Below are 24,858 nucleotides of genomic sequence, written 5' to 3' on the forward strand. Positions count from 1 at the left end.
GGTGATTATTTTTAGTATTTTGGAAGTTCTTAATCATTAATTTCCTTGACAATAGTTTCCTAGGAAACTATACTTAAAATGTGCCAAAAAAACAAAATCTAGAGCCTAGTCACTTAAAATCCCATTTAGGATATCATTTAAGAGTGGTATCCAATGCAGTTTCACATTCTTTTGCAGGGAAACTTGCAAGTTTGGACGTGACTGTTGCAGAATGGGTGATTCTAAGGGAGATGTATTCTCATGACACCAACACCTCTCCTAGTGTCGTGGCCGAAATCACAGGTCTAAGCCGAGGTGCTGTTTCCAAACTGATCGACAGACTATTGAATAAAGGACTAGTGAGTCGAGAAGAAGCAAGTGAAGATAGACGTTTCCAAGAAATCAAACTTACAAAAGAAGGAATTAAACTTGTTCCAAAACTTTCATTCATTGCTGATGAAAACGATTCCTCATTTTTTTCTTTGCTTTCTCAATCAGAAAAAGACCAACTCCGAAAGACTCTCGTGAAACTAGCCGAAGCACACAAATTAAACTTAAATCCAATTGAATAAGGTTAAAACAATGACAAACCTAACAACAAAATTAACGGAAGCACAAAAATTTGGAATGTCCATTCGTCCGAAAGTCGGTGGTTTTCCAATCCTTGCTGAGGTACTTCGCAGTGCAGGAGTGCAAAGTAACCGATGGTCACTGCCATCTTGCCAAGCTGTGTATCGAATGAAAGAAGGTTCTGTCGTACTACAAGGAACTCCTTTAGTTACTGGTGTTTTTGAGATTGGAAACTTTGATCGAGATGCACTCATTACTGCTCTTCGCACCGACCAAGAAGGCCGAAGTAGTTTCCCCGAATTTCTAAAGGCAGCTTGGGAAGCAGGAGTGATTGGTTACGATGTTGATTTCGAGACTCGTAAGGTAGTATACTATGGTATCAATGGAGATAGTTATTTAGAAGAATACACTGCTGTGACAGTTGAGACACCATAATTTTAAAGTAAAGTTGTAAAGATTTGAAGAACATTGCGGGGTTCTCCTCGCACTTCTTCTTTTGCCATATTATTTATATGGTTTTTGTTTGATTTGAAACGTATACGTTCTATCTTCTGAATGGATAAACACTTGCGCATAAAATCCTAAATCCAAAGATCGAAATTTAGAACGAAAGATCGAAGCTTCTTCGTCAAAAATTTCTTTCCGACAATCTGCGACTAAGGACTTCCATTTATCTTTAGAAACCGAATGGTATAAAAATCCATTTGCATTTGCTGGAATGATTCTTTTTTCCCAAAAAATTTCTTCCTGGAAACACAGAACCCCTTGTTTTGTTTTGATTCGAAATTCCGACTTCCACTTAGGGTTAGGAATCTGAATTTGATTTTTAGTATTATTTTCTATAAATAAAAAATAACCTTGGAACTTTTCATCTTCTTCTCTTGATAAACTCAAATAGGTAGGAAATCCATCAACGATCTGTTTCTCGGATTGAGTTGGATTTTGAAAATTGCCTGGGTTTAATGCTTTAAATCCAATGTAAAAAATAAGGATGACAAGAATCAAATCGATGAAGAGTACAATTTGTCTCCATCTAGTTTTTTTATGTTTATCACCAATTTGTTTTAAATAATCTCGAAATTCTTCAGGAGAACGTGAATGGTATCCTTTTCCCATTAGAGTAACTCCACTAACGAATTCAAAATTTGGTGTGCCGAAGGATAAGGTTCGTCCAATTGTTTGGAATGATCTAAAAACGAAAGTGCTAAGTGAGCTGCTTCTGGAATGGAGAGTTCCAAATCCAAACTCAGATAACGCGTTATGATTCCAGATAACAAATCACCTGTTCCCATGGTAGCAAGTTTTGGATTTGGAGATTCCCAAACAAAGGAAGATCCATCAGGACATACAAGTAAACTCACAAATGATTTAAGTAAAACATATACTTGGTTAGCTTTTGTGAAAGGTACAAGGGTTTCATAAGCTTCTTGGATGGAATTATGTTTTTTTCCTGTCAGTCGATTGAGTTCTCCTACATGGGGAGTGAGAAGGACTCTGTCACCTATAGGAAGTTTGGTTCCGAAACTAGGAATGGCTCCTGCATCTAAGATACAGGTTTTTCCTTTTTTTACTTCCCAAGATTCTAAATCCTTTGGATAATTCGAAAGACCAGGACCAATGAGTATGGTTTTTGTTTTTTCAAAGAAGGGATCCTGAACCATGGATAAAAAATCGGAAGTCACCACCATTTTCGATAGGTCTTTTTGCAAACCCAATTGGTTTATCTTTGGTGAAGGTGAATAAATTTTGCTAATCCCTCCACCTAACCTGGAAAAAGCATTTTCTGAAAGTAAAATAGCACCTTCCATTCCTTCGCCACCACCGTAAAACATCGCTGAACCAGCACTGTATTTATGGTCTTTGTTTTTTCGTTTTAAAACTTGAATGGCTTTTTCTGGGTCTGGCTCTAAATAATAACGGTTGGAAAAGTTTGTTTCTGTTAGGTGGGTTCTCGTTGGAAAGCCGATGGACTCGTAATATCTTGGTATCAGATTATCTTTTTCGTAAATATATCCAATATTCTCCCATTTCCTTGTGCCAAGTTCCTCAATGGAATCAGCAAAAACAAATGGTTGGCTTTTTGATTCTGAAGTTTCTAAATGATTTGGGTTCCATCCGCTGGGAGTATCCAGAGAGAGTCGATAAAAAATGACTTCACTTTCATTGATAGCATGGATCGTCTGAGTCAATTCTTGAGAAAGGGGGGATTGGAAACCAGTTCCAAGAAGAGCATCAACGAGTAAAACGGAATCAGTATCTGCAGTTTCCAAATGGGAGAGCAACTGATCCAATGTTTCAGGCAAAGCGACAAAAGACTTAACAAGGGATTCATAAAATATGCCAGCCTCATTTTTGTTAGGTGAAGATTGGAAGACTCGAACGGGGTATCCTTCTTGGAACAAGAGGTAGGCAAGTGCATACCCATCGCCACCATTTCCACCGCTCCCACAAACAATCCAAATGGATTCTGCCGTTTTCCACAAATCTTCATTCGCATGGAATACGGATAAAGCAGCCATTCCCATTAACGTTTGTTCTGAAAATCCAAGTTTGTTTTTTGCCAATGAATCTATTAATTTGGATTCATTGTTTGTAAAAAGTGGAATGAGTTTCATTTAAATCCAGCGGTACACTTCGAGTGCACCAGACCGAATGCGAACAGAATAAATGGTATCAAATGCATCGGTATACGTTTCCCTCCACTGCCCACGAGGACTGGAAAAAGGGATACGTTTGTTATTGATATGGTTTCCTTCTTTATCATGGACTTGTAAACGAACTGAGTTTCCACCATCTTCGGTTTCCCAGATGTAGAATTCTCCATTATTTCGAATGGAAAATAAAATTTCGGAAGGGTCTTGGATTTCTTTTAGTAACTCCACTTCTTTGGAGTCAAAATGGAATCGATAGATCCTTCGGAATTTAAAACGTTTGTCCTTTTTGGAATCATAACTAAAGGAACCTAAAACGTATTCTCCTTCTGGGTGAGGTAAAAGTTTGTCTAAGGTGATATCATATTCCTTTGCGTCGGCGTTTGAAAAAACTTCGAGAGTTGATTCTTTTAGATTTCCTTTTAATTCCCCTTCTTCAAAATAAGAAAGTCGCATTTCTTCTGCAATGCGGTGGTAAACAAATAATTTGTCTCCTTCTCCTGGCAAAATGTATTCAATGTAACGAAAGGGTTCGGAGTTCTTTCCTGAAGCCCCTAACATAAACTTGACGACTCCTTTTTGTGTGATTTGCACAAGAAAGGAAGGGAGTACAGTTGTCCCCTGGGTGGAAAAAGCACCACTGTACGTTTTGTACAAATTTTCTTGGCCGGGGGGAAGTTCCATACCTTTGGAAGAAATTCGGTTTTGGACCACAAGATCACCGTCTTCGTTCATGGCGACAATGCCAATCCCTCCAAATCGGAACGGGTAGTGGGGGATCCCGGCAACCGATTTAAAATCTGGATTCCCAATGGTAGCATCAAGCCTTCCATTTCGATCAAATAATTTGATGACTGCCTGTTTGTTGTCGGGTAGTGCCGAGATATTGGAAGAAGTTGGGATAGTTAAAGGAACATTGGTCAAAACTTGGTTTACCACCACACCCTCGAAGGTTTCATTCGTCGCTCCAAGTGGGATACGAAAGAGGATTTCTTCTTTGAGGTTCTCGACGCGAAACCTTAGGCAGGAAGTGGAAACGATTAGGGTGAGAAGGAAATAAAGAGTTCGCATGGTGCAACATCCATTCCCTAATTTTTTATTTACAGGACAACTCGCTTTTCCTAGCCTGTCTAGAGAGATGCTAAATTTTAGCATAAGCTTTGGTCTCTTATACAGATTCCTATGGGAATCTTTGGATATGGTTTGGTATATACCGAGGAAAACATCAGAGAACTGATTTTACGAGTTCTCGCTCCACCTCTAGCGCTTTTTTCGCTCCAAGTACAGAATCGGAAAAACCACGCCCTCATTGAGATTGAACTGGATCATCTCACAGACAAAACTGGCTCTGCTAGTTTGGAAGACTGTGAGACTGTGTCTAGGGGACTCAAAGAGGAGCTGGACCAATGGGGAGAGGAATTTGATTTCACTCTCCAAGTCTCCTCCGCAGGAGCAGAACGTGTATTACGTTTGCCGGAGGATTTAATTCGTTTCCAAGGACTTTTAGCAAAACTAGAAGTGCCGCTGGAATCAGGAAAATGGGACAAACGAGTGTATCGTTTGGGACCGGTTTCGGGGGAATCCGTTGAGCTTACGCTTTACGATCGTAAAACTCGACACAAAAAGAACCAAAAATCGGTATCTATGCCCATCGCAGAAATACGAAAGGGAAATTTGTATTTAGAAATTTAAGACTATGGCGACAAAACAAGCAACGAAAGAAACTGGGCTATTCGAAGCCATCCAACAATTCTGTCAGGACAAATCTCTTGATAGAGAACTCGTACTCGGCGTCATCCGCGACTCCCTACTTGCCGCCTATCGCAAAAAAGTCGGTTTAGAAGCGGAAACTGATGACCGTTGCCAAGTTGAATTTGGCTCTGATAATAAAAATGAAATCATCATCTCTGTGTTACGCGATGTCGTAGCAGAAAAAACAACAAACCCTCTTGAAGTTTCTTTGGAAGATGCTCAGAAGATTGATCCAAAGATTGAAGTGGGAAGCCAAATCAGAGTGTTTGAAAAACCACAAGACTTGTCTCGGGTACTTTCGAGCCAAGCCAAACAAATGGTATTCCAACGCCTCCGCGATATGGAAAAAGAATTACTCTACCAAGAGTACAAATCCAAAGAAGGGGAGCTCACACACGGTTACTTCCAACGTTGGAAAAAGGACATCATGTCCATTGATCTTGGAAAAGTAGAAGGCATCATGCTGAAAAAAGACCAAAACCCTGGGGAAAAATACCGCCAAGGTGACCGTCTGAAGGCTATCATCTCTCGTGTTGAACTGAGACCTCGTGAACCAATGCCTGTCATCACACTTTCTCGTGCTTCTGGTGACTTTGTCAAAAAACTCTTCGAGATGGAAATTCCAGAAGTGTATGATGGCATAGTGGAAATCAGAGACGTGGCACGAATCCCATCTTACAGAACGAAGGTGGTTGTTACCACGAGTAAATCTGATGTAGATCCTGTGGGTGCTTGTGTTGGGATGAAAGGGGTTCGGATCCAAGCCATTGTAAGAGAACTGGGAAACGAAAGGATCGACATTGTCCTTCATTCTGATGAACCAAGTGTTTTTATCGCCAATGCCATCTCACCTGCAAAACCTGTAGAAGTTCATGTGGACAGAAAACGTGGGGATGCCCTTGTCATTGTTCCTGATGAATCGTTATCCCTAGCCATCGGGATCAATGGTTCAAACGTTAAACTAGTTTCCCAACTTTCGGGTTTCAAAATCGATATCAAAACTGTATCACAATACAACCAAGAACTCGCATCCCCTGAGGCACGTGAGAAATTGGACCGACTTTTCAACGCCCAACAAGAAGCGATGGAAGAATCGGAAGACAATTACAACCAAAGTGGTGGGGAAGAGGAAGAAGAAGATTCTGGATACACACCTCTCTCCGAAATCCCGGGTCTCACACCTAGAATCGTTGGCCTATTAGAGGCCGGTGGGATCAAAAATGTGGAAACCCTCCTTGAGTTCAGCCAGGAAGAACTTTCGAAAATTTCCGGAATCGGAAAAACCACGGCAGAACAGATTTTACGTCTGTTACGTGAGTCGATCGAATGGGTAGAAGAGGGTTAAGTTTTAAGGCATAATATGGAAGAGCAAAAATCGATAAAAGAAACCCTCCAGCAGGGAGCCAGTGGTGACAAAACCAAGAAAAAACTTGTCATCAAAAAGAAAGCGGCCCCTTCTGATGAGAAAAAAGAATCCAGTTCAGGGTCCCAAGAGACTAAAACTGCAGCGGAAGTGAAACAACCTTCATCGCCAAGTGCAGACAAAAAAAAGGATTTAAACGAACTCATTCGGGAAGAAGCCAAACGTCAAGGTCTAGGATCTGGTCCTCAAGCGCCTTCCCAAGCATCTCCGATTGTTTCGAGACCGGAACGGAAATCGGAGCCTCTTCCGCAAACTGAAAGAGAAAAACCACAAATGGACCGAAAACCGGAATCCATCCTATCTGGCGACACATCTTCACCAAACTATCGTTCTGGTGGAGGACAAGGTGGTGGGAACCAAGGTTATTTTAGAAAAGAAGACCGCAATCCAATTGTTAGCCGACCAACAACTCCACGCCCGCAAAGGCCTGAAGGTCAAGGCGGTGGATACCAAGGGAATCGCGGACCAGGACAAGGTGGTGGATACCAAGGGAATCGTGGTCCAGGACAGGGAGGCGGTTACCAGGGGAATCGAGGTCCAGGGCAAGGTAGTCCAGGTGGATACCAAGGAAATCGTGGTCCAGGACAAGGTGGTCCAGGTGGATACCAAGGAAATCGGGGTCCGGGACAAGGTGGTCCAGGTGGATACCAAGGGAATCGGGGTCCAGGGCAAGGTGGTCCAGGCGGATACCAAGGGAATCGTGGTGCAAGACCCATTGGCCAAGGTGGACCTGGTGGTGGCAGACCTCCAGGTGATGCTCCTTTCGGCGCCCCTCCAGGAGGACTCCCTGGTGCTGGTGGTCCCGGTGGAGCCAAAAAGAAAGTTTTTGATAAAGAAAAAGGTGGAAGGGAAGAAAACGAAAACACAAAGTTTTTCAAACAATCCTTTCGCAAACAAAAAGCACAAGCTGCTGCCCTTGCCGCAGTCCCAAAAGAAATCTCTATTTTAGAAAACATCCAAGTGGGTGAGATTGCGAAAAAACTAAACCTCAAACCTGGGGAAGTGATTAGTAAACTCATGAAGATGGGAATGATGGTGACGATCAATAATGTGATCGATGCCGAAACTGCATCGATCCTTGCTGACGATTACGGCTGTAAGGTGAAAATTGTTTCCCTTTATGACGAAACGGTCATTGAAGAAGAAAAAGACGCACCTGAAGATTACATCACTCGTCCTCCAGTTGTGACCATTATGGGTCACGTTGACCATGGTAAAACCAAACTCCTCGATACGATTCGGTCGTCCCGGGTAGCAGAAGGGGAATCAGGTGGGATCACTCAGCACATCGGTGCTTACCAAGTAGAGACGGAACGCGGAAAAATTGCTTTCCTCGATACACCTGGTCACGAAGCCTTCACTTCAATGAGAGCACGTGGTGCTTCAGTTACCGATATCGTCGTGTTAGTTGTTGCCGCTGATGATGGGGTGATGCCTCAAACCATAGAAGCGATCAACCATGCCAAAGAAGCAGAAGTTCCGATCATTGTTGCGGTGAACAAAATTGATTTACCAGCAGCAAACCCAGAAAAGGTGAGACAAGAACTTTCTAACTACGGCTTACAACCAGAAGAATGGGGTGGAACTACCATCTTCTGTGATATATCAGCAAAAAGTAATATTGGAATTGATAAACTTCTTGAGATGTTAATCATCCAAGCAGAACTCCTTGATCATAAAGCCAATCCAAAACGAAAAGCAAAAGGAACCATTGTTGAAGCAAAACTCGATCCAGGTCGTGGTGCTGTGGCAACTGTTCTCATCCAGAATGGAACTCTCCGTGTGGGAGATGCCTTCGTAGCAGGAGTACACGCAGGACGTGTTCGTGCGATGTATGATGACCTAGGTCGTTCCATCAAAGAAGCAGGTCCATCCTTTCCAGCACTTGTGACAGGTCTTGATGGGGTACCTGATGCCGGGGCTCCATTTGATGTGGTCATTGATGACAAAGAAGCAAGAACCATCTCTCATAGCCGTCAAGATTATGAAAGACTTGGCCAATCGAAAAATGCAGCCACTCGTGTGACTCTCGACAATATGAGCGAGATCATCAAACAAGGTGCATTGAAAGAACTCAAAGTCATCATCAAAGCAGACGTTCGTGGTTCTACAGAAGCGGTGAAAGAAGCACTCGAAAAACTTTCGACAGCAGATGTTCGCTTAAATGTAATCCATGCGGGAACGGGTGCGATTGTTGATTCAGATATCATCTTAGCTTCAGCATCCAATGCGATTGTAATTGGTTTCCATACTCGTGCGAATCCAAAAACGGTATCTCTTGCTGAAAAAGAAAAAGTCGAAATCAAATACTACAGCATCATCTACGACGTAGTGAATGAAGTGAAAGCTTCCATGGAAGGAATGCTCGAACCTGAAAAAGTGGAAAACATCATTGGAAAAGTCGAAATACGTGACGTATTCAAAATTTCCAAAGTGGGTAACATTGCAGGTTGTATGGTGAAATCCGGTAAGGTCACCAAACAAGCACATGTTCGTGTGATTTCTAGCGAAACGGGAGAGATCACTTGGGAAGGAAAAATTAAAAACCTCAAACGTATGAAAGACGATGTAGCAGATGTTCTCACTGGTTTTGAGTGTGGTATCTTACTCGATGGTTTTAATGACTTCTCTGTTGGTGATGAGATCGAAGCATACGAGATTCGCGAGATTGCTCGTAAACTGTAAGGCGGCCTAAATGAATCCCATTCGAATGAAAAAACTCGAATCGGAGATCATTCGCCTCATCTCCTCTGCGATTTTGGAAGGCAAGGTAAAAGACCCTCGGGTCTTTTTGCCAAGTTTCCATCGGATTGAAATCAGCGAAGACTTAAAGTATGCAAAGGTTTACTTCACTGCCCTTTGTAATAATAATGAGAGAAAAAAACTAACACAAGGTCTTGTGTCGTGTGCTGGTTTTTTATCTTCCCTTGTTGGCAAAAATCTCCATTTACATACCAATCCAAAGTTTAGTTTTGTCTGGGACAATCACTACATCAAAAGTTTGGATGTGATCCGTTTGATAGATGAGTCTGCCCCAAAAACTTTATTTGAAGAACTGCACCCTAACTCCTCGGATGAGGCTTTAGAAGGTGACGGGGATACGGTAGAAGAGGATTCGCATTAATACAAAAAAGGAAAGTTCAGTGGATTGATAAGGATCCGCATGATTCACTTTAAACAGAACTAAAAAACTAGAATCACTTTTTTAAAACCTTCGAACTTGGGGGAATGGAGATTTAAATTTGATATGTTTGGAATCAAAGTTGTTTCTCTGTGAATCAAAAATCAAATCGATTTTGAAACAATTTATTTAGAAAGTTTTCGCTTATCATTGTTTTGCGACTTAAAATATGGTAAAACCAATTGAATCAGGATTTTTATTTGTCTACAAACCACCAGGGATTACGAGTTCTGATTTGGTTTTGAAAACCAAACGATTGCTCGGTCAAAAATCGGTAGGGCATACTGGAACACTCGATCGGTTTGCAGAAGGTCTCCTCATTTTACCTTGTGGGGATTACACTGCCTTTTCGCAGGTTTTCCTTGGAAAAGACAAAACCTATTTGGCAGAAGTGATCGTTGGACTTCGCACAGATTCAGGTGACCCCGATGGAATCGTGGAAGTTGATGACCGCACATCCGTTCTCCAAACCTTTCTAACTTCTTTCCCTAGGAAGAGATTAGAGGAAGAGCTGCAAACTCTTACCACACTCACTACCCAAAAAGCACCAAAAATTTCTGCCCTAAAAGTCGGGGGAAAACGCCAGTCAGATCTTTTCCGAGAAGGTACATTGGTTGAGGAAAAAGAACGTGCCATCACCATCCATGCAGTCAATGACATCCAATTTACAGCTGTTGGATTTTCGTTTCGCATCCATGTGAGTTCAGGGACTTACATCCGAAAAATTGTCTTAGACCTCTCCGAGAAATGGGGGATTCCACTCTCACTAGGAAGGCTTGTCAGAGAATCCATCGGGGACTATGGTCTAGAAGGTGCCAAACCCTTGGATCAGATCACTTCTTCGGATTTAAAAGGTTGGAAAGAAGTGTTCCCGTTACCAATCCGCATTGTAGACGAAGTGGAAAAAAAAGCAGTGATCCACGGTGGTTATATCTGGGACAAACTCCCCAAGGCAGATGAAAATGGATTTTATATCGTCGACTCAGACGAAACCACAATCCTTGCTTGGTGTTCTTACGAGGGAAAACCTAGCCATATTCCTTACCGATACAGAAAAGTATTTTTTGACCCTTCTGCAAAAATTATGTTTTCTAAATGAGTCCTTCTTAAAATCTGGACACTGTTATGATCACAAAAGAACAAAAACAGCAGATCATTGCTACTTTCGGTAGCAAACCAAACGACTCAGGTTCTGCAGAAGTACAAATCGCTCTTCTCGACTCTCGTATTAAAGACCTTACTGAACACTTCAAAGCGAACAAGAAGGACTTCCACTCTCGCCGCGGACTAATCGCAATGGTGAACCAGAGAAAGAGTTTATTGGAATACCTAAAACGTTCCAACTTAGAAAGTTATAAAAAGCTGATTGAAAAACTCGGCCTTAGGAAGTAATTCCTATGGCTACAGAGTACACTGGTGTTTGGGGTAGAGATTCTATCACCCTAGAGACCGGCAAGTGGGCGAAACAAGCTCACGGGTCGGTTGTATACAAAACCGGAAATTTGGTCCTGCTTGCCACTGTTTGTGCCGCAGAAGAACCAAAAGAAGGACAAGATTTTTTCCCACTAACTTGCGAATACACAGAGAAGGCTTACTCGGTAGGTCGTTTCCCTGGTGGTTACTTCAAACGAGAGGCAAAACCTGCCGAACACGAAGTTCTACTTTCGCGTATTCTCGATCGTCCTATCCGCCCAATGTTCCCAGAAGGTTACTTCTCTGAAGTCCAACTTCTTGTCCAAGTTTTATCCGCAGACAAACAAGTATCTGTCCAAGGCCATGCGATTAACGCAGCTTCGGCGGCACTTTCTGTTTCTTCGATTCCTTTTGCAGGCCCCATTGCTGGTGCTCGCATTGGTCGTATCGGTGGCGAATTTATTCTCAATCCTACAAACGAAGAGATCACGAAATCTGATCTGGATTTAGTGGTTGCGGGAACGAAAGATGCCATCGTTATGATTGAAGGGGAAGCAAGTGAAATCTCCAAAGATGATATGATGGCTGCCCTTCGTTTTGCACAAGAGCAATTGAAAATTGCCGTTGCCATGCAAGAAGAGTTGGCGAAGAAAAATGGAACTGTCAAAAAGGAAGTTGTTTTAAAAGCTCCTGACAAAGAACTCCATGCTAAAATTCGTGAATTCGCTTTTGATCGATTGACTGCTGCCAACAAAAATGCAGACAAAGCAAAACGTAATGACGATATCAAAGCCATTAATAAAGAAACGGTTGAACATTTTAAAACCTTACTGGCTCCTGAAGACAAAACCAAAGACATCAAACATTTTTTACATGAATTGGAATACGAAGTCGTCCGAGAACTTGTACTCGGTGAAGGAATTCGTTTTGATGGTCGTAAGACTGACGAGATTCGTAAAATTTCTTGTGAAATCGATGTACTTCCTGGACCACATGGATCTGCTGTTTTCACAAGAGGACAAACACAGTCTCTTGGGGTGATGACACTCGGAACCACTTCTGACAACCAAAGGTATGAAACACTCGAAGGTTCCAAAGAAAAGAACTTTATGTTACACTACAACTTCCCTGCGTTTTCCGTAGGTGAGGTAAGACGTAACTCTGGCCCGGGAAGGCGTGAAATTGGTCATGGAAACCTGGCAGAACGTGCCATCAAAAAAGTCCTTCCGACACAAACCGAGTTTCCATATGTGATTCGGCTTGTATCTGAAATATTAGAATCCAATGGATCTTCCTCCATGGCATCTGTTTGTTCAGGAACCTTAGCGTTAATGGCAGGTGGAGTTCCGATTTCAGGACCTGTGTCTGGGATTGCGATGGGACTTTTCAGTGATGAAAAAGGTCGTTTTGCCGTATTATCTGACATTGCTGGGATTGAAGACCACTTTGGCGATATGGACTTTAAACTAGCGGGGACCAAAAAAGGAATCACTGCCTTCCAAATGGACCTTAAAGTCAACGGACTCGGTTTGGAAGTATTACAAAAGGCCATTGAACAAGCAGAAGTGGGTCGTGACCATATCCTTGGTGAAATGAACAAAGCCATTTCTTCTGTGAAGGGAAACCTTAGCGAAAATGCTCCTCGCATTACACAAAAACAAATACCAAAAGATCGTATTGGTGAGCTCATTGGCCCAGGTGGGAAAATGATCCGTGCCATCATCGAACAATCTGGTTCTGAGATTTCTGTAGATGATTCAGGAAAGGTAACCATTGCCTCTCCAAGTGAAGAGTCGAAAGAAAAAGCCATCGCAATGATCGATGGAATCTTTGAAGAAATCGAAGTAGGAAAAATCTACGAAGGTGTCATCAAACGAATCGCTGACTTTGGTGCCTTTGTGGAAATTTTACCTGGAAAAGAAGGGCTTTGCCACATCTCCAAACTAGATGTGAAACGAGTTCAATCTGTTCGTGACATTGTTTCCGAAGGGGACAAAATCAAAGTAAAAGTGATTTCTGTTGATAAAATGGGAAAAATTGATCTTTCGAGAAAGGACGTCCTTTTAGACAACTAAACAGTCCCCAAACAATTGTTTGGGGGGAGTGAACCAAATGGCACCCGTCATTGAATGCAAACGAACTGTATTGCCAAATGGTCTTACAGTTCTTTTCCAACCTATGAAACACGCATCCTCTATGGGGGTGGGTGTTTTTTTAAAACAGGGCAGTCTCGCCGAAACCAATTCTGAACATGGTTACTTTCACTTTTTAGAGCATATGCTCTTCAAAGACACTGAAACTCGCACAAGTAAAGAAATCGCTGAGTCCATTGAACGAGTGGGTGGGATCTTAAATGGTTCTACGGGTCGAGAATACACACAATACTATGTAGTTGCCATCAAAAACCAAGCAGAGCTTGCGTTTGAAATTTTATCTGACATGTTATTCCGACCGCTATTTCGAAAAGAAGACATCCAAACGGAAAAAGGTGTCATTATGGAAGAAATGCGTTCGTATGAAGATGCCCCCGATGATTTTGTATATGATTATTACTTTCGTAATATTTTTGGAAAATCACCTTACGGTCGTGATATCATTGGTACCAAAAAATCGGTAACGGGAGTCACGGAAAATTCCATTCGAAAATTTTTTGAAAAACATTATTTCCCTAAGAATATGGTGATCTCTGTTTCTGGGAATTTCACTTGGGAGAAGGTACTCGATCTTACCAAAAAATACTTTTCGTTTGAAAATCCACATGGGAAAACTCCGACAGAACTCATCATCCCTGCACCTAAAAAAAATTATTCGAAACATTTGGAACGTCGTAAAATTGAACAGTTTCATATCATGTTAGGAGTGAATGGAAAACAAAGGGACTACCGAACAGTAACGGTTTCTGGTCTTATCTCTACCATACTCGGTGGGGGTATGGCATCACGGCTTTTCCAAAACATCCGCGAAAAGGAAGGTCTTTGTTATAGCATTTATAGTTTTCCTTCCTATTATAAAACCACCGGGCTTTTTTCCATCTCCTCTGCCACATCGAAAGAGAAGGCTGCACGTTGTGTAGAACTTATTCTGAAGGAACTTGAACTCATCACAAAACATGGTTTTTCCAAATCGGAACTAGCCGATGCCAAATCCAACCAAATGGGTTCGATCGCTATCGGTTATGAACTTCCTGAAAACCGAATGAATAATATTGGTCTACAGGAAATCTATTATGGGCAGTATTTTTCACTCGAAGACAGGATGAAGGCAATTAAGTCTGTGACTTTGGATGAAATCAATCACGCCGCCAAAGAGATGTTTGGTTTGGACAAGGTGCACCTGTCTTGTGTTGGGGATATGACAGAAAGCCAATTTGCCAAAATCCCAGTGCAATTTGGTGGTTAAAGTTTCTAATTGATTCGGTTTAAGTGAAAAATGAATCGGATGCGTTGGATTCATCGCCTTTCTGTCGATTCTGAATCAAACTCATTGATTTAGGACATTCAAAATTTAATGTTTTCCAAAAGGACTTTATGGTAGAACCACACACCCATCTCCAAATCCAAATCCTAAAAGAGGGGGCAGTTGTCCCAGAATACAAAACGGAAGGTTCTGCGGGGATGGATCTCACAGCTTGTCTAACGGAGAACCTAATTCTTCCGAAGGGAGAAGTGGTTTTTGTTCCGACGGGACTTGCCATGGCAATCCCCGAAGGGTATGAGGGGCAAATCCGTCCTCGTAGTGGGTTTTCGACAAAACACCGCATCATAATGCCCAATAGCCCAGGGACAATTGACTCGGACTACCGGGGTGAAGTCCTCATCCCACTCCTCAATTTGAGTGGAGAGGACTTTGTTTTAGAACCTGGAACCCGAGTGGCACAAATTGTTTTCCAATCCGTAGCAAAATTGACTGTGAAATTAGTTCCAAAACTCGAAGCAACGGTTCGTGGTTCAGGTGGGTTTGGCAGCACTGGAAAATAAGACATAAACAAAAAAAAAGACACTTAGCTTTTTTCGAGGAAAACCGATAGAAGCTGTAGAGGTGCCTTTTTATGATGCGATCCCTTTGGACCGGTGCTACCGGGATGATTGCCCAACAATTTCATATTGATACCGTTGCCAATAACCTGGCCAACGTAAACACCACAGGTTTTAAAAAGAACCGAGTGGACTTTGAAGACTTAGTTTACCAACACCAAGTGCTTGCGGGAACTCCAGCCACCTCTGTTTCCGAAATTCCAACTGGTGTGAATGTGGGGCATGGTGTAAAAGTTGCCGCCACACAGAAATTATTCGAGATTGGATCTTTCCAAGCCACAGGGAATAAACTAGACCTTGCGCTCACAGGTGAGATGGCTTTTTTTAAAATCCAAATGCCGGATGGAACTTTCTCGTATTCACGTGACGGATCCTTTAAAATTGATTCGAACCAACAAGTCGTTACATCTAACGGGTATTTGTTGGAACCACCAATCATCCTACCTGAAAATGCCATTTTAAATACATTAATGGTTTCTGAAGAAGGTGAGGTCACAGTAAAAATCGGAAACGACATCAGACCCACGACCATTGGCCAATTGGAACTCTACCGGTTTGTAAACCCTGCAGGTCTCCAAGCCGTGGGGAAAAACTTATTCCGTGAAACCGTTGCTTCAGGTCAAGAAATCCCAGGGATGCCATCTCAAGAAGGTTATGGGAGTGTTCTACAAGGATTTTTAGAGATGAGTAATGTTAAAATCGTAGAAGAGATGGTGAATATGATCGTTGCACAAAGGGCTTACGAATCGAATTCTAAAACCATCCAAACTTCGGATAACATGCTTTCAACGGCAATTGGTTTGAAACGTTAATGAAACTTTGGATTTCATTTCTTTTTAGTTTAATACTTTATTTGCCTTTGATGGCAAACAAAGAAGACAATCGTTTGTATCTCAAACCCAAAACTATTGTGGGTGTAGGAGAGGTGAGGTTGTCTGATTTTACCAACTGGAAAGGGAATTGGAATCCAATTATATTCCAAAATGTAAAGGCACCTTTGGTCATCCAACCAGATGATCTGACAAATCAAATCACAACACTTTATCTAAAAGAAACAGGAACCAATGTTTCTTTTACCGTGATGGGGAAAGAAGGGATTTTACTTCCAAAAACTTCAATTCTCTCTAAGAAAGAATTAGAAGTTTCACTTTGGAAAGATTTAATTGCATCCAATGAACATTCGTTAGGAGAAATGGGTGATACATTTCGGATCAGTTCCGAAAAGGAAACATTTCCAAGTATTACAGGAACATCACCAGTTTGGCGGAGTTTAGGTAGAACCCTTCATGCAGGGAAACGCCTATTCCCATTGGATTTTTATTATGAAGGGAAACTTGTCCATTCAGAGTCTGTACCTTTTCTCATTGAAGAAAAGAAAAAAGCATACTTCACAAAAAGGGAAATCCCATCAAAAACTGTTTTAACCGATGATGATGTAGAACTTCGGTATTTTTTCTCTGCTGACTCTGTGAGAGAGTACACAGACGAAAACCCTGTTGGTAAAACAGCATTAAATGGTTTTTTACCCGATACGGCGATTGAAAAAAAACAAGTGAGAACTCTCCATACCATTGAACGTGGGCAAGAAGTTGAACTTGTGTATACGGTCGGGAATCTATTACTAAAAATCAAAACAAGAGCAATGAATTCAGGGAACCGAGGGGAAGAAATTTCCCTTCTCAATTTGGCTTCCCAAAAAATGTTAAGAGCCCGGGTTCAAAGTGAAGGTGTATGCCTTTTGGAAGAGAGATAATTGATGATGGCTCCAAGTTTGAATATGTTCAAAAGAATTCTTAAAACGATTAAAATGGGATCTTTATCACATCGTATTTTCTATATTCGAAACAATCTTGTATTTAGAATTTTTGTGGCTTTCGTACTTTGTTTGGTAATCCCTCAATTGGCTCGTGGTTTTCAATCACACTTGATGATTGGTTCAACTTTACAAGCGGAATCATTATGGAAAGACAAAGACCCTTATTCTTATCCCAAAACCATCCAACCGGGGACAGTTGTCAAAGTGGTTTTAAAGAACGGGCTCCGTGTCGAATATGAATCGGAATACAAAGCAACATTTGACAATGACATCAAAACAGTTCCTGATAAAAAACTAGTCCCAGACCTACCAAATTATACAGCAAATGCAACCTATATGCGATCCAAAGTGGGAAAATCAAAATCCCAAGGAAAAGTTGTAGGGGTCATGGCAGTGCTTGTCACAGGAATTGATCCAGGTACTGGGAATTTGGAACTAGAAGGAAGCCGTGTTTTTAATTTATCAGAAGAACGAATTAACCTTCGTTTGTCGGGGACAATTTCTCCAGAAGACCTAGATAAAAATCGTTTTATCGCAAGTGACCTTATTGCTAATTTACGAGTAGAATACCAAGGTACATTAAATCCAAAAGAATTAAACGATCCGAATATCCAAATGAAACGGATCACAAATCCTGATGGAACAGTCACAGAAAAAGCTGAGATTTCAGACAAAGAAAAACAAGAAATCATTTTAAAAAATATCAAACGACTCTTAGGTGAAAGTGAGTGATTGGCATGGGAAATATTGTAACATTGGAAATCACAAACAATTGGAAAGAGTATAAATTCGGTGGGCCATATCCAAAACGGATAAGATGTTCGTCAAAACAAAGTAAGTTGAAAATGAATTATGGTGAATTGAAGTATAGCTTATCTAACATTGGTAAAACATTATTAAACCATGCTATTTTTTCTGTTTTTGTATTGGTTATGTTCTGTGTTTCCACATCTCTCCAGGCAGTGGAAACAAGACTAAAAGACCTCGTGAGAATTGATGCAGTTCGTGAAAACCAACTGACTGGATTTGGACTTGTGGTGGGTTTGAATGGAACCGGGGATACAAAAAATCCACTCACAGAAGAGGCTTTACAAAACTACCTCGCAGGCCTTGGGGTGAACACCAAGAAGAATTTACGGGATGCAAAAAACACAGCATCTGTTCTGATTACAGCCAATGTCCCTGTGAATTTAAAAGAAGGTGACAAAATCGATATTGTAGTTTCGTCACTCGGTGATGCCAGGTCTCTTGAAGGTGGGGTATTACTCCAATCTCCTCTCAAAGCGGCCAATGGCGAAACCATCGCCGTTGCATCCGGCGTACTCGTGTTTGGTGGAAAAGAGAAAAAACGAGGCGCAGACAAAAAATCTGGTTCGAATACAGCACTTGTTCCGATGGGAGCCATCTTAGAAAAATCGATCCCGAATGCCCCGATCACAAAATCCATTAAACTCACATTACTTGAAAAAGATTATACAACCATGGGTGCGATTGTGGATGCCATCACTTCGGAATTGGCAGTTGTGCCAGAAGTTGTATCTCCCACAGAAGTCCTAGTGCCACTTCCCACATCCCAAGGGACAACTGGTCCGAATGGAGAACTTGTCACGGGAGCTCCAAAGTTAGACCTAACATTTTTATCCAAATTGGAAAACCTCACGGTGAATTCCTCCCCGGTGGCGAGGGTAGTCATCAATGAAAGAACGGGAACCATCGTCATGGGAGCAAACATTGCCATAGATGAGGTTGCTATTTCCCAACATGGACTAACGATCCAAATTGCCAATCGTGACAAAGCCAGGTATTTTTTCCCCATCCAAGATGATGGAAAAGGGGAATCTGTATTTGTTTTGAAAGAGACGACTCAAGTTTCCGATGTGGTAGGAGCCTTAAACAAAGTTGGTGCTTCCACAAAGGATATTATCTCTATTTTAGAAGCTTTAAAAAAACAAGGGGCTCTCAAAGCAGAACTTGTGATTCAGTAATTCCAGGATTTGCCGATACTTTTAATAGACATAATATGGACATTCACAAAATCCAAGACTATTCGGGAAGGTTAAGCCGCTCTGCAGATGAATCCATTCTAAATAGGATGAAGTCCCTTTCTGATACACAAAAGAAGGAAGAGCCAAAACAGGGAATTTCGGAATTTCAAAACCTTCTCGAAACCCATGAAGGACTCATGGGGAAAGTGAGTTCATCCTCATTACGTGTCCCACAAAATATCCGTGAAGAGATTACAATCGATCCTTATCGGAAAAAATTGTATGATGCCTCGGTCGAATTTGAATCTGTTTTTGTGAAGATGATGTTAAAGGAAATGAAAAACACCATCCACAAGGAAAAACTCATCGATGGTGGTTATGCAGAAGAAATTTTTGAAGATATGTTATATGATGAGTATGCTAAAAATATCTCTCAAAATGAATCGATGGGGCTTGCAGAAGAGATATACAAACAAATGTCAGCTTCTCTTCCGCCTGTGAAAAAAAATCCTTATCTTTAAATCCAATCTGAGAAAGAAGTTTTACGAAGGTCTTCCTTCCATTTATCTTCTAATTTGGAAAGACTATAATTGAGTTTTGGTGACAAACTTGCTATTTCCTTAGGCGCTCCCAGTTTGAAACTGGATGTTGATTCATAAACAGCCACTAAATCAATTTGTTCTTTTAATTTCATCGGAGTGATCCGTTTATCCTGTGTTGTTTGGATCAAATTTGCATCTGTGAGTTTGTCTACAATTTGGTTTAATTCTTTTTCTGATAAAACTAAAGATTTTCTCAGTTGGGAAAGTTTGATGAGTTCACCTTTGTTTTGTTGGTATGTATAAACAAGTGTTAAAACTTGTAAGATCTTATAAAACTCATAAGACAGTGTTGAATCAATATCATCAAATGGATGTTTTGGAAGTAGGTATCTATCCGGAAATTGTAAAGTGGCTGTCACTTCAGCACCATACAAAATGATGAGTGAGATGGAATAAATAGCAAGTAAAGTGATAGGAATGGCCGCAAGTGCTTTATACACTAACATTGTTTTTTCCGTAAAGGATGTTAGGTAAATATTAATAAATCCCCAAAAGAATAAAATGAGAATTAGTCCAGTTACTGCTGCCCCAATAGAGGATGCTTTTAGTGGTACTTTGGTATTAGGAATGATATTAAAAATTAATAAGAAAAATAACCATAAGGAAAGAAGGGGTAATAAAAACTGAAAGATCGAATATAAGGAGAAAAATCGTTTCCCACCTTGGTATTTTTTCCATATGGTTTGACCATTTGAATCTTCTTCGACGCGGATGATTTTATTAAATTCGCCGACTCCGATAATACCTAACATGCCTTCGTTGGGACTTTCTGCCTCGTTTTGGTTTTCAATTTCAATGGAATCTTCAGCTTGTACCTGATCGAGACCAGTTGATTCTGAATCGTTTTTTTGTGTTGAGGTTTCTAGATTTGGATCAAGTTTCTTTTTGGATAAAAGTAACATATCAAGGATCATACCTGCTTTCCCTTTATATGCAACAGACCAATTTTCACCTTCATCTTCAGACAGTAAGATATCACCTAGTGAGGTTAGAACAAATATATCATAGTCTTGTTTTTTAGGAGAAGCAAAAACCCAAACACGTTCGTATGAGAATTTTCTATGACTAAGGTCAGTCCATGTATAACCACCGTCAGTTGTCTTGAAAATGGCACCACTATCTCCAACTAAAAATCCGATATTCCGATTCAAAAAAGAAATATCATTTAATGGTTTCTGTGAAATTTCCTGCGGGAAAAAACTAGTTCCACCATCACTTGTTTTCCATAACCTTCCCTCTCGGTCTAAAATGAACCCATCTTTTTCTGAAAAAAAACGTACACGAATTGGTGTGATGCCATCATCATGGAAACGTTTGATTTCCTTGAATGGTTTGCCTAAATCGTAACGTAATGTCCTTGTATCTTTTGTGAGAATGAATAATGTATCGTAATCAATGGCTCCAAAATCGGATACATTGATTCCTTTTAAGGAATGAACTTTCCAATTTTTACCAACATCATTGGAATATAAAAATGTTCCTTCTTCAGAGATCGTAAATAAATCATTTCCTACACTTCGAATTCTAAAAAAGTTTTCTTTTCTGATATTTGGTTTTTTGCAAGTACCCGTTTCGACAGTTTCCATATCAATACAGAGCATATTTTCAAAATCAATACTGGCTTCTGGAATAAAGGAGATTGATTTATTGAGTTCTCGCATCATACCAATATTTCCTTTTTCCCCGGCGACCCAAATTTCTCCATGTTTGGTTGCTACAATGGATTTTAAATGAGGAGAGCGAACCGAGTCAGATATAGTGTCTGTTATGTTTTTCCCAACAACAAAAAGAAGAGGACCAAAAGAGATTAGAAAAAAATAAAAAACAAATTTATTAATAAAATTCCGATGTAAATCAATATTCCAAATAATATGAAATGCCTTCTCTAACGAACGTAAGACGGCTGTTGCGGAAAATATAAAAACAACAAATCCAACTGCTCCAATTTGTGTGGCAGTTGATATGATATCTGTGAGAGTTTCTAAATAGGGAGTGATATCAAATTGGATGTTGTTACGTAAAAGATATGAATTGATTTCATCTACTAGTTCCCCTTGTCTCGTGTGGATCCCTGAGGCAACAGTGATGAGAGCAAGTGCCACAGTGAGAGTCGGGATGAGGGTCACAATCGTTGTATACGCCAAACTTGAACCAATGATGAGGCAGTCGTCTTTCATAAAACGATGGACGGAAACGAGTAAAACTCTGATTCCAATGATGAGTTTTCTTTTCCAACCAGGTTCTTCTGGGATGGTCGTCAAACGTACAAGAAGAGGTGTTTTCATCATTTCACTCATATTAATTTCCTATTGTTTAAATGCGTATAAAACGTAACTTGATGTGAGAGGGAATCCTTTTCGTTTCCATTTCGAGCGAAAATGGTAATAGGAAATGCGAAACCACTTTAAATAATCCGCCGTGGACCGAAAGGATCCTTTCGCTTTTTTTAGTTTTGCCATCAATGGAAAATCCACACCAAAGTATGATACAAAACTTCCAAATCCAAGACCAGTCAATATCTTTTTTAGGATGGTGTCCGAGTAATAAAAGACATGGCCTGGCATATAATAATGATAGGAACTTCCTTCATCTTTTGCTTGCCACCCTTCAAAATTTGCTGTTTGTATTAGGAGTAGTCCATTTGGTTTTAAGATCCGAGTTAATTCTTTAAAAAATAAATTTGGATTTTCTATATGTTCGATGACTTCCACAAGAGTGATCACATCAAAACATTCAGATGGAAATTTAGCATCATATAAGTTTCCTTGGAAGGTGGGAATATTGTTTTTATTTGCGAAACTGGCAGCATATTCAGATATTTCGACACCTTGGATGGAAAATCCTTCTTCCTTCGCCACTTCTAAAAATCCACCAAATGAAGATCCAATATCTAAAAAATGACCACTGCCTATGAATTGTTTTATATTCCGTATCCTTGCTTTCCAAACATAACGAAAGTAAGGTTTTTGTTCCCGTTCATCGATATACGTGTATTCGGCTTTGCCCTGGTAGTAATCTTTTGTATATAAATTCTCTTGGTTTGGTCTTGGGTAAAGTGATTGGAGTTTGCAAGTTTTGCATTCTACGATAGATAATCCAGAATACTTTCCAGTAGTAAGATACAATGGTTTCCAATCACATTGTTTGGTGAGAGGGCATTCTTCTCTTAAAACATCAAAATTTTTCATTATTTTTTTGCGACAAAAAACCAGTGGCAAATTCTTTCCTCTAGTTTTCCAAGAGGAGTTCTTTCTGAATAACCAATGGAAACTTCGGAAAAAATAGAAAGAAAATTCTTTAGGTCTTGTAAGCTATAAGTTTCGGCATAACCTCCGCTAAGATCCGTTAGGTTCATTGTACCTTGGTTGAGTCCTAAATGTGTATCACCATCTGCACGGATGGAACCAAGCAAATACCCACCTTGGGCCAAAGCATCATAAAGAGAATGGAGTAAGATATTGGCTTCACTACGTTTGTTATAATGAAACACACCCCAACTGACAATCACACCAAATGTATGGGGGGCGAAGGGTAATTTGGAATCAGGTGTGTAGAGCCACTTCGCCTGGGGTTCTTTTTGTTTTAAATTGTCAATTGTGGTTTTGGAATTATCACAACCGATGGTTTCATATCCAAAATTTTGTAAAAGAGAAACATGCCTACCAGAACCACATCCAAAATCCAGGGCAGTCATCGTGGGAGGTTGGATCTTTGAAAGTAAACGCACCAAATTTTCATCTGGATAACCAAGTTTTGATTTTGGTCTTTCGTAGTGTTTGTCCCAGACATTTTTCATGTATCCAAACGATCCAAAATTGAAAGATACCATTCCTTTGCCGGTATGGATTGTTTTGTTGAAATTCCATACACTGCCGTCCGTTTGTGATTACCTTCTAATGTTTCTAAATTGGTTCCAGTGGTTAACAGTTGTTTATGGAAAAAAACAGATTCAAAGGGATTTGGGACAAACGGAGCAATCTCTGCCATCTTTTTTTGTTTATTTGAAGGAAGAGTGAAAATAATTGCAGAATGAGTGATTCCTTTTTTTGGTGATTTTAAAAACTCTGGTCGCGTTTTTTCGCCGATCGTCACTGATAAAAGGTCTTTAAAGTATTCATATCCAAAATGTGCAGGTAAAAGTTGGTCTGCTAAAAATTCCCCTCCAACTTCAGGTGCTGCTTCGATTAAAATACATTCTTGGTTTTGGTTGATCTTAAATTCGGCTACGAATGGACCTGTTTTTAATTTTGAAGCCGTTACGATACATTGGCAAATCATTTTTAATTCACCTGCCATTGCGATGTGCTGGGAAGGGGCAATATGAGCCACTTCAATAAAATTAGGTATCCCAGTTGTGATTTTGTCAGTCAGGGAGATCAGATAAAATCGTTTATTGATCACAAAACCAAGTACTGTCACTTCCTCCCCAGGTGTGTATGATTCCAATAAATAAGATTCGTTTGCCTTTGACTTATTAAATTTTTTGAAATCAACTTCTGTTTCTAAAACAGTAATTCCCTTTTTACCAGAACCTTCTTTGGGTTTGGCGATGATTGGAAATTTAAATTCTATTTTTTTATCTTTTGTTTTGGATATGCCTAAATTTGGAATAGTGGCTGATACTGGAATGCCGTATTTGGAAACGACTTGTTTGAACTTTTCTTTATCTAAATATAAGTTTGTGCTGTCTCTTGAGTTTCCACGAAGTTTTAGTTTTTCTGCCAAATAGGATACAGTAAAAACAGCCTTGCCGTAAGACCTTGATCCCACTCCCAGTAATTTATACGGAAGAGGGACTTTACTCATCGCATGCAGAATTTTTCTGTATTCATGAGTAGATTCTAATATCTTAATGTCGCTCTCACTCAGACCTGGTGCCATGGGATTCGTATCCACGGCGATGACTTTCAGACCCCTACCTTTCGCAGCCCGAATGAGAGGGATCTGGTTCTCTCCTGCTCCTATGGAGAGGTAACTTCCATTCAATTGTTTCATCTACGACCCGCGTGAACCGCCTCGGCGTTGGACTCCTGTATTGCCACCGCCAGATGTTTGGTTTCTTCCAAACGTTGGTTTTGCGACAGCTGGACTTCCTTTTTTCTTTTGTGCTTCGTTTTGTGCTTTGGTTAATTCTTCTTGGTTGACTACAACAATCTTTTTGCCTTCCAATTCCTTTCCATTGAGATTTGTGATCGCTTTTTCTGCATCGGCATCTGCCATTTCAGCTGTGCCATAACCAAGCGAAACCTTTGTGAGTTTGTCTCGTTTGATTTGCAGGTGTTCAACCTTTCCATATGCGGAAAGAAGTTTCTCGAGGGCATCGTCCGTAAGGGTTTGGGGGAGGTTTCCGATAGATAACTTCATGTCCTTCTTTTTTCCTTAAAATTCCTTAAAACTTCAACTCTTTTTTGACTATGTCGCATTTTCTCTTGGGGAATTGGCAAATCTTGTC

At 40.5% G+C, this 24,858-nt stretch carries 24 protein-coding genes; 16 read left to right on the forward strand and 8 right to left on the reverse strand.

All coding sequences use genetic code 11. The features are described from left to right. The first annotated feature begins 80 nt into the window (after positions 1-80). Both EHQ43_RS11800 and EHQ43_RS11805 read left to right on the forward strand, forming a co-directional pair. Positions 81-551: a MarR family winged helix-turn-helix transcriptional regulator gene (locus EHQ43_RS11800; protein ID WP_135741809.1), complete on the forward strand. Its 471-nt coding sequence runs from the start codon at positions 81-83 to the stop codon at positions 549-551. A 10-nt stretch (positions 552-561) separates the two neighbouring features. Then, on the forward strand, positions 562-984 hold the full coding sequence (locus tag EHQ43_RS11805; RefSeq protein ID WP_135771314.1) for a DUF1398 family protein: 423 nt from the start codon (positions 562-564) through the stop codon (positions 982-984). A gap of 69 nt (positions 985-1,053) precedes the next feature. On the opposite strand, the gene EHQ43_RS11810 is transcribed toward EHQ43_RS11805, so the two are convergent. From EHQ43_RS11810 to EHQ43_RS11820, 3 genes are read right to left on the reverse strand one after another with little or no spacing between them, the layout of a single operon-like run. Next, positions 1,054-1,665 (reverse strand): hypothetical protein, encoded by a 612-nt coding sequence (locus EHQ43_RS11810; protein ID WP_135741811.1) that lies wholly within the window; start codon positions 1,663-1,665, stop codon positions 1,054-1,056. Beyond that, positions 1,665-3,164 carry a bifunctional ADP-dependent NAD(P)H-hydrate dehydratase/NAD(P)H-hydrate epimerase gene (locus EHQ43_RS11815; RefSeq protein WP_135771315.1) on the reverse strand — a complete coding sequence of 500 codons (1,500 nt, stop codon included), beginning with the start codon at positions 3,162-3,164 and terminating at the stop codon, positions 1,665-1,667. Before EHQ43_RS11815 ends, EHQ43_RS11810 begins: the two co-directional genes overlap by 1 nt. Next, positions 3,165-4,271 carry an LIC_12708 family protein gene (locus EHQ43_RS11820; protein WP_135771316.1) on the reverse strand — a complete coding sequence of 369 codons (1,107 nt, stop codon included), beginning with the start codon at positions 4,269-4,271 and terminating at the stop codon, positions 3,165-3,167. A gap of 111 nt (positions 4,272-4,382) precedes the next feature. On the opposite strand from EHQ43_RS11820, the gene rimP reads away from it, so the two are divergent. The 14 genes from rimP (at position 4,383) to EHQ43_RS11890 (ending at position 19,325) form a co-directional block, all read left to right on the forward strand. Further along, a complete protein-coding gene (gene rimP / locus EHQ43_RS11825; RefSeq protein WP_135741814.1) occupies positions 4,383-4,892 on the forward strand; it encodes a ribosome maturation factor RimP in 510 nt (169 codons plus the stop codon). Between the two features lie 4 nt (positions 4,893-4,896). Beyond that, positions 4,897-6,297, forward strand: coding sequence for a transcription termination factor NusA (gene nusA, locus EHQ43_RS11830; RefSeq protein ID WP_135741815.1), 1,401 nt, complete (start codon positions 4,897-4,899; stop codon positions 6,295-6,297). Positions 6,298-6,312: 15 nt separating this feature from the next. Beyond that, on the forward strand, positions 6,313-9,060 hold the full coding sequence (infB, locus tag EHQ43_RS11835; RefSeq protein ID WP_135771317.1) for a translation initiation factor IF-2: 2,748 nt from the start codon (positions 6,313-6,315) through the stop codon (positions 9,058-9,060). Positions 9,061-9,070: 10 nt separating this feature from the next. Beyond that, the gene (rbfA, locus tag EHQ43_RS11840) at positions 9,071-9,499 is read left to right on the forward strand and encodes a 30S ribosome-binding factor RbfA (RefSeq protein WP_135754039.1); all 429 of its coding nucleotides are present in this window, start codon (positions 9,071-9,073) and stop codon (positions 9,497-9,499) included. Between the two features lie 226 nt (positions 9,500-9,725). Continuing rightward, positions 9,726-10,655 carry a tRNA pseudouridine(55) synthase TruB gene (gene truB / locus EHQ43_RS11845; protein WP_135771318.1) on the forward strand — a complete coding sequence of 310 codons (930 nt, stop codon included), beginning with the start codon at positions 9,726-9,728 and terminating at the stop codon, positions 10,653-10,655. 26 nt (positions 10,656-10,681) lie between these two features. Continuing rightward, entirely contained in the window at positions 10,682-10,948 is a 267-nt protein-coding gene (rpsO, locus tag EHQ43_RS11850; RefSeq protein ID WP_002973902.1) for a 30S ribosomal protein S15, read from the forward strand. A 5-nt stretch (positions 10,949-10,953) separates the two neighbouring features. Next, positions 10,954-13,044 (forward strand): polyribonucleotide nucleotidyltransferase, encoded by a 2,091-nt coding sequence (gene pnp, locus EHQ43_RS11855; RefSeq protein ID WP_135741819.1) that lies wholly within the window; start codon positions 10,954-10,956, stop codon positions 13,042-13,044. Between the two features lie 37 nt (positions 13,045-13,081). After that, on the forward strand, positions 13,082-14,368 hold the full coding sequence (locus tag EHQ43_RS11860; RefSeq protein WP_135771319.1) for a M16 family metallopeptidase: 1,287 nt from the start codon (positions 13,082-13,084) through the stop codon (positions 14,366-14,368). Between the two features lie 128 nt (positions 14,369-14,496). After that, positions 14,497-14,946, forward strand: coding sequence for a dUTP diphosphatase (gene dut / locus EHQ43_RS11865; protein ID WP_135754041.1), 450 nt, complete (start codon positions 14,497-14,499; stop codon positions 14,944-14,946). Positions 14,947-15,017: 71 nt separating this feature from the next. Beyond that, on the forward strand, positions 15,018-15,815 hold the full coding sequence (gene flgG / locus EHQ43_RS11870; RefSeq protein ID WP_012388518.1) for a flagellar basal-body rod protein FlgG: 798 nt from the start codon (positions 15,018-15,020) through the stop codon (positions 15,813-15,815). Further along, the gene (gene flgA / locus EHQ43_RS11875) at positions 15,815-16,756 is read left to right on the forward strand and encodes a flagellar basal body P-ring formation chaperone FlgA (RefSeq protein ID WP_135771320.1); all 942 of its coding nucleotides are present in this window, start codon (positions 15,815-15,817) and stop codon (positions 16,754-16,756) included. Before flgG ends, flgA begins: the two co-directional genes overlap by 1 nt. Positions 16,757-16,930: 174 nt before the next feature. After that, positions 16,931-17,551: a flagellar basal body L-ring protein FlgH gene (locus tag EHQ43_RS11880; protein WP_244242819.1), complete on the forward strand. Its 621-nt coding sequence runs from the start codon at positions 16,931-16,933 to the stop codon at positions 17,549-17,551. 200 nt (positions 17,552-17,751) lie between these two features. Then, the gene (locus EHQ43_RS11885; RefSeq protein WP_244242820.1) at positions 17,752-18,804 is read left to right on the forward strand and encodes a flagellar basal body P-ring protein FlgI; all 1,053 of its coding nucleotides are present in this window, start codon (positions 17,752-17,754) and stop codon (positions 18,802-18,804) included. 35 nt (positions 18,805-18,839) lie between these two features. Then, positions 18,840-19,325 (forward strand): rod-binding protein, encoded by a 486-nt coding sequence (locus tag EHQ43_RS11890; RefSeq protein WP_135741823.1) that lies wholly within the window; start codon positions 18,840-18,842, stop codon positions 19,323-19,325. Here the strand turns inward: EHQ43_RS11890 and EHQ43_RS11895 are convergent. From EHQ43_RS11895 to EHQ43_RS11915, 5 genes are read right to left on the reverse strand one after another with little or no spacing between them, the layout of a single operon-like run. After that, complete coding sequence (locus EHQ43_RS11895; protein ID WP_135771322.1) at positions 19,322-21,703, reverse strand: YhjD/YihY/BrkB family envelope integrity protein; 2,382 nt, start codon at positions 21,701-21,703, stop codon at positions 19,322-19,324. The genes EHQ43_RS11890 and EHQ43_RS11895 overlap by 4 nt on opposite strands. Before the next feature lie 9 nt (positions 21,704-21,712). Next, on the reverse strand, positions 21,713-22,594 hold the full coding sequence (locus tag EHQ43_RS11900; protein ID WP_135771323.1) for a class I SAM-dependent methyltransferase: 882 nt from the start codon (positions 22,592-22,594) through the stop codon (positions 21,713-21,715). Beyond that, entirely contained in the window at positions 22,594-23,202 is a 609-nt protein-coding gene (locus EHQ43_RS11905; protein ID WP_135771324.1) for a class I SAM-dependent methyltransferase, read from the reverse strand. The genes EHQ43_RS11900 and EHQ43_RS11905 overlap by 1 nt, the downstream gene beginning before the upstream one ends. Beyond that, positions 23,199-24,401 carry an ATP-grasp domain-containing protein gene (locus tag EHQ43_RS11910; RefSeq protein WP_135771325.1) on the reverse strand — a complete coding sequence of 401 codons (1,203 nt, stop codon included), beginning with the start codon at positions 24,399-24,401 and terminating at the stop codon, positions 23,199-23,201. Before EHQ43_RS11910 ends, EHQ43_RS11905 begins: the two co-directional genes overlap by 4 nt. Beyond that, positions 24,402-24,770 carry an RNA recognition motif domain-containing protein gene (locus EHQ43_RS11915; RefSeq protein WP_135741828.1) on the reverse strand — a complete coding sequence of 123 codons (369 nt, stop codon included), beginning with the start codon at positions 24,768-24,770 and terminating at the stop codon, positions 24,402-24,404. Positions 24,771-24,858 lie beyond the last annotated feature (88 nt).

The sequence above is a fragment of the Leptospira bouyouniensis genome (assembly GCF_004769525.1).
GTDB classification, from domain to species: domain Bacteria; phylum Spirochaetota; class Leptospiria; order Leptospirales; family Leptospiraceae; genus Leptospira_A; species Leptospira_A bouyouniensis.

Coding starts and splice junctions, on each gene's coding strand:
- rimP (WP_135741814.1), top strand. CDS start 4,383: ATGGGAATCTTTGGATATGGTTTGGTATATACCGAGGAAAACATCAGA.
- EHQ43_RS11820 (WP_135771316.1), bottom strand. CDS start 4,271: ATGCGAACTCTTTATTTCCTTCTCACCCTAATCGTTTCCACTTCCTGC.
- EHQ43_RS11805 (WP_135771314.1), top strand. CDS start 562: ATGACAAACCTAACAACAAAATTAACGGAAGCACAAAAATTTGGAATG.
- dut (WP_135754041.1), top strand. CDS start 14,497: ATGGTAGAACCACACACCCATCTCCAAATCCAAATCCTAAAAGAGGGG.
- EHQ43_RS11810 (WP_135741811.1), bottom strand. CDS start 1,665: ATGGGAAAAGGATACCATTCACGTTCTCCTGAAGAATTTCGAGATTAT.
- EHQ43_RS11900 (WP_135771323.1), bottom strand. CDS start 22,594: ATGAAAAATTTTGATGTTTTAAGAGAAGAATGCCCTCTCACCAAACAA.
- EHQ43_RS11885 (WP_244242820.1), top strand. CDS start 17,752: ATGTTCTGTGTTTCCACATCTCTCCAGGCAGTGGAAACAAGACTAAAA.
- infB (WP_135771317.1), top strand. CDS start 6,313: ATGGAAGAGCAAAAATCGATAAAAGAAACCCTCCAGCAGGGAGCCAGT.
- EHQ43_RS11880 (WP_244242819.1), top strand. CDS start 16,931: ATGATTGGTTCAACTTTACAAGCGGAATCATTATGGAAAGACAAAGAC.
- rbfA (WP_135754039.1), top strand. CDS start 9,071: ATGAATCCCATTCGAATGAAAAAACTCGAATCGGAGATCATTCGCCTC.
- EHQ43_RS11890 (WP_135741823.1), top strand. CDS start 18,840: ATGGACATTCACAAAATCCAAGACTATTCGGGAAGGTTAAGCCGCTCT.
- rpsO (WP_002973902.1), top strand. CDS start 10,682: ATGATCACAAAAGAACAAAAACAGCAGATCATTGCTACTTTCGGTAGC.
- EHQ43_RS11860 (WP_135771319.1), top strand. CDS start 13,082: ATGGCACCCGTCATTGAATGCAAACGAACTGTATTGCCAAATGGTCTT.
- nusA (WP_135741815.1), top strand. CDS start 4,897: ATGGCGACAAAACAAGCAACGAAAGAAACTGGGCTATTCGAAGCCATC.
- pnp (WP_135741819.1), top strand. CDS start 10,954: ATGGCTACAGAGTACACTGGTGTTTGGGGTAGAGATTCTATCACCCTA.
- EHQ43_RS11915 (WP_135741828.1), bottom strand. CDS start 24,770: ATGAAGTTATCTATCGGAAACCTCCCCCAAACCCTTACGGACGATGCC.
- flgG (WP_012388518.1), top strand. CDS start 15,018: ATGATGCGATCCCTTTGGACCGGTGCTACCGGGATGATTGCCCAACAA.
- EHQ43_RS11905 (WP_135771324.1), bottom strand. CDS start 23,202: ATGAAAAATGTCTGGGACAAACACTACGAAAGACCAAAATCAAAACTT.
- EHQ43_RS11815 (WP_135771315.1), bottom strand. CDS start 3,164: ATGAAACTCATTCCACTTTTTACAAACAATGAATCCAAATTAATAGAT.
- EHQ43_RS11895 (WP_135771322.1), bottom strand. CDS start 21,703: ATGAGTGAAATGATGAAAACACCTCTTCTTGTACGTTTGACGACCATC.
- truB (WP_135771318.1), top strand. CDS start 9,726: ATGGTAAAACCAATTGAATCAGGATTTTTATTTGTCTACAAACCACCA.
- EHQ43_RS11910 (WP_135771325.1), bottom strand. CDS start 24,401: ATGAAACAATTGAATGGAAGTTACCTCTCCATAGGAGCAGGAGAGAAC.
- flgA (WP_135771320.1), top strand. CDS start 15,815: ATGAAACTTTGGATTTCATTTCTTTTTAGTTTAATACTTTATTTGCCT.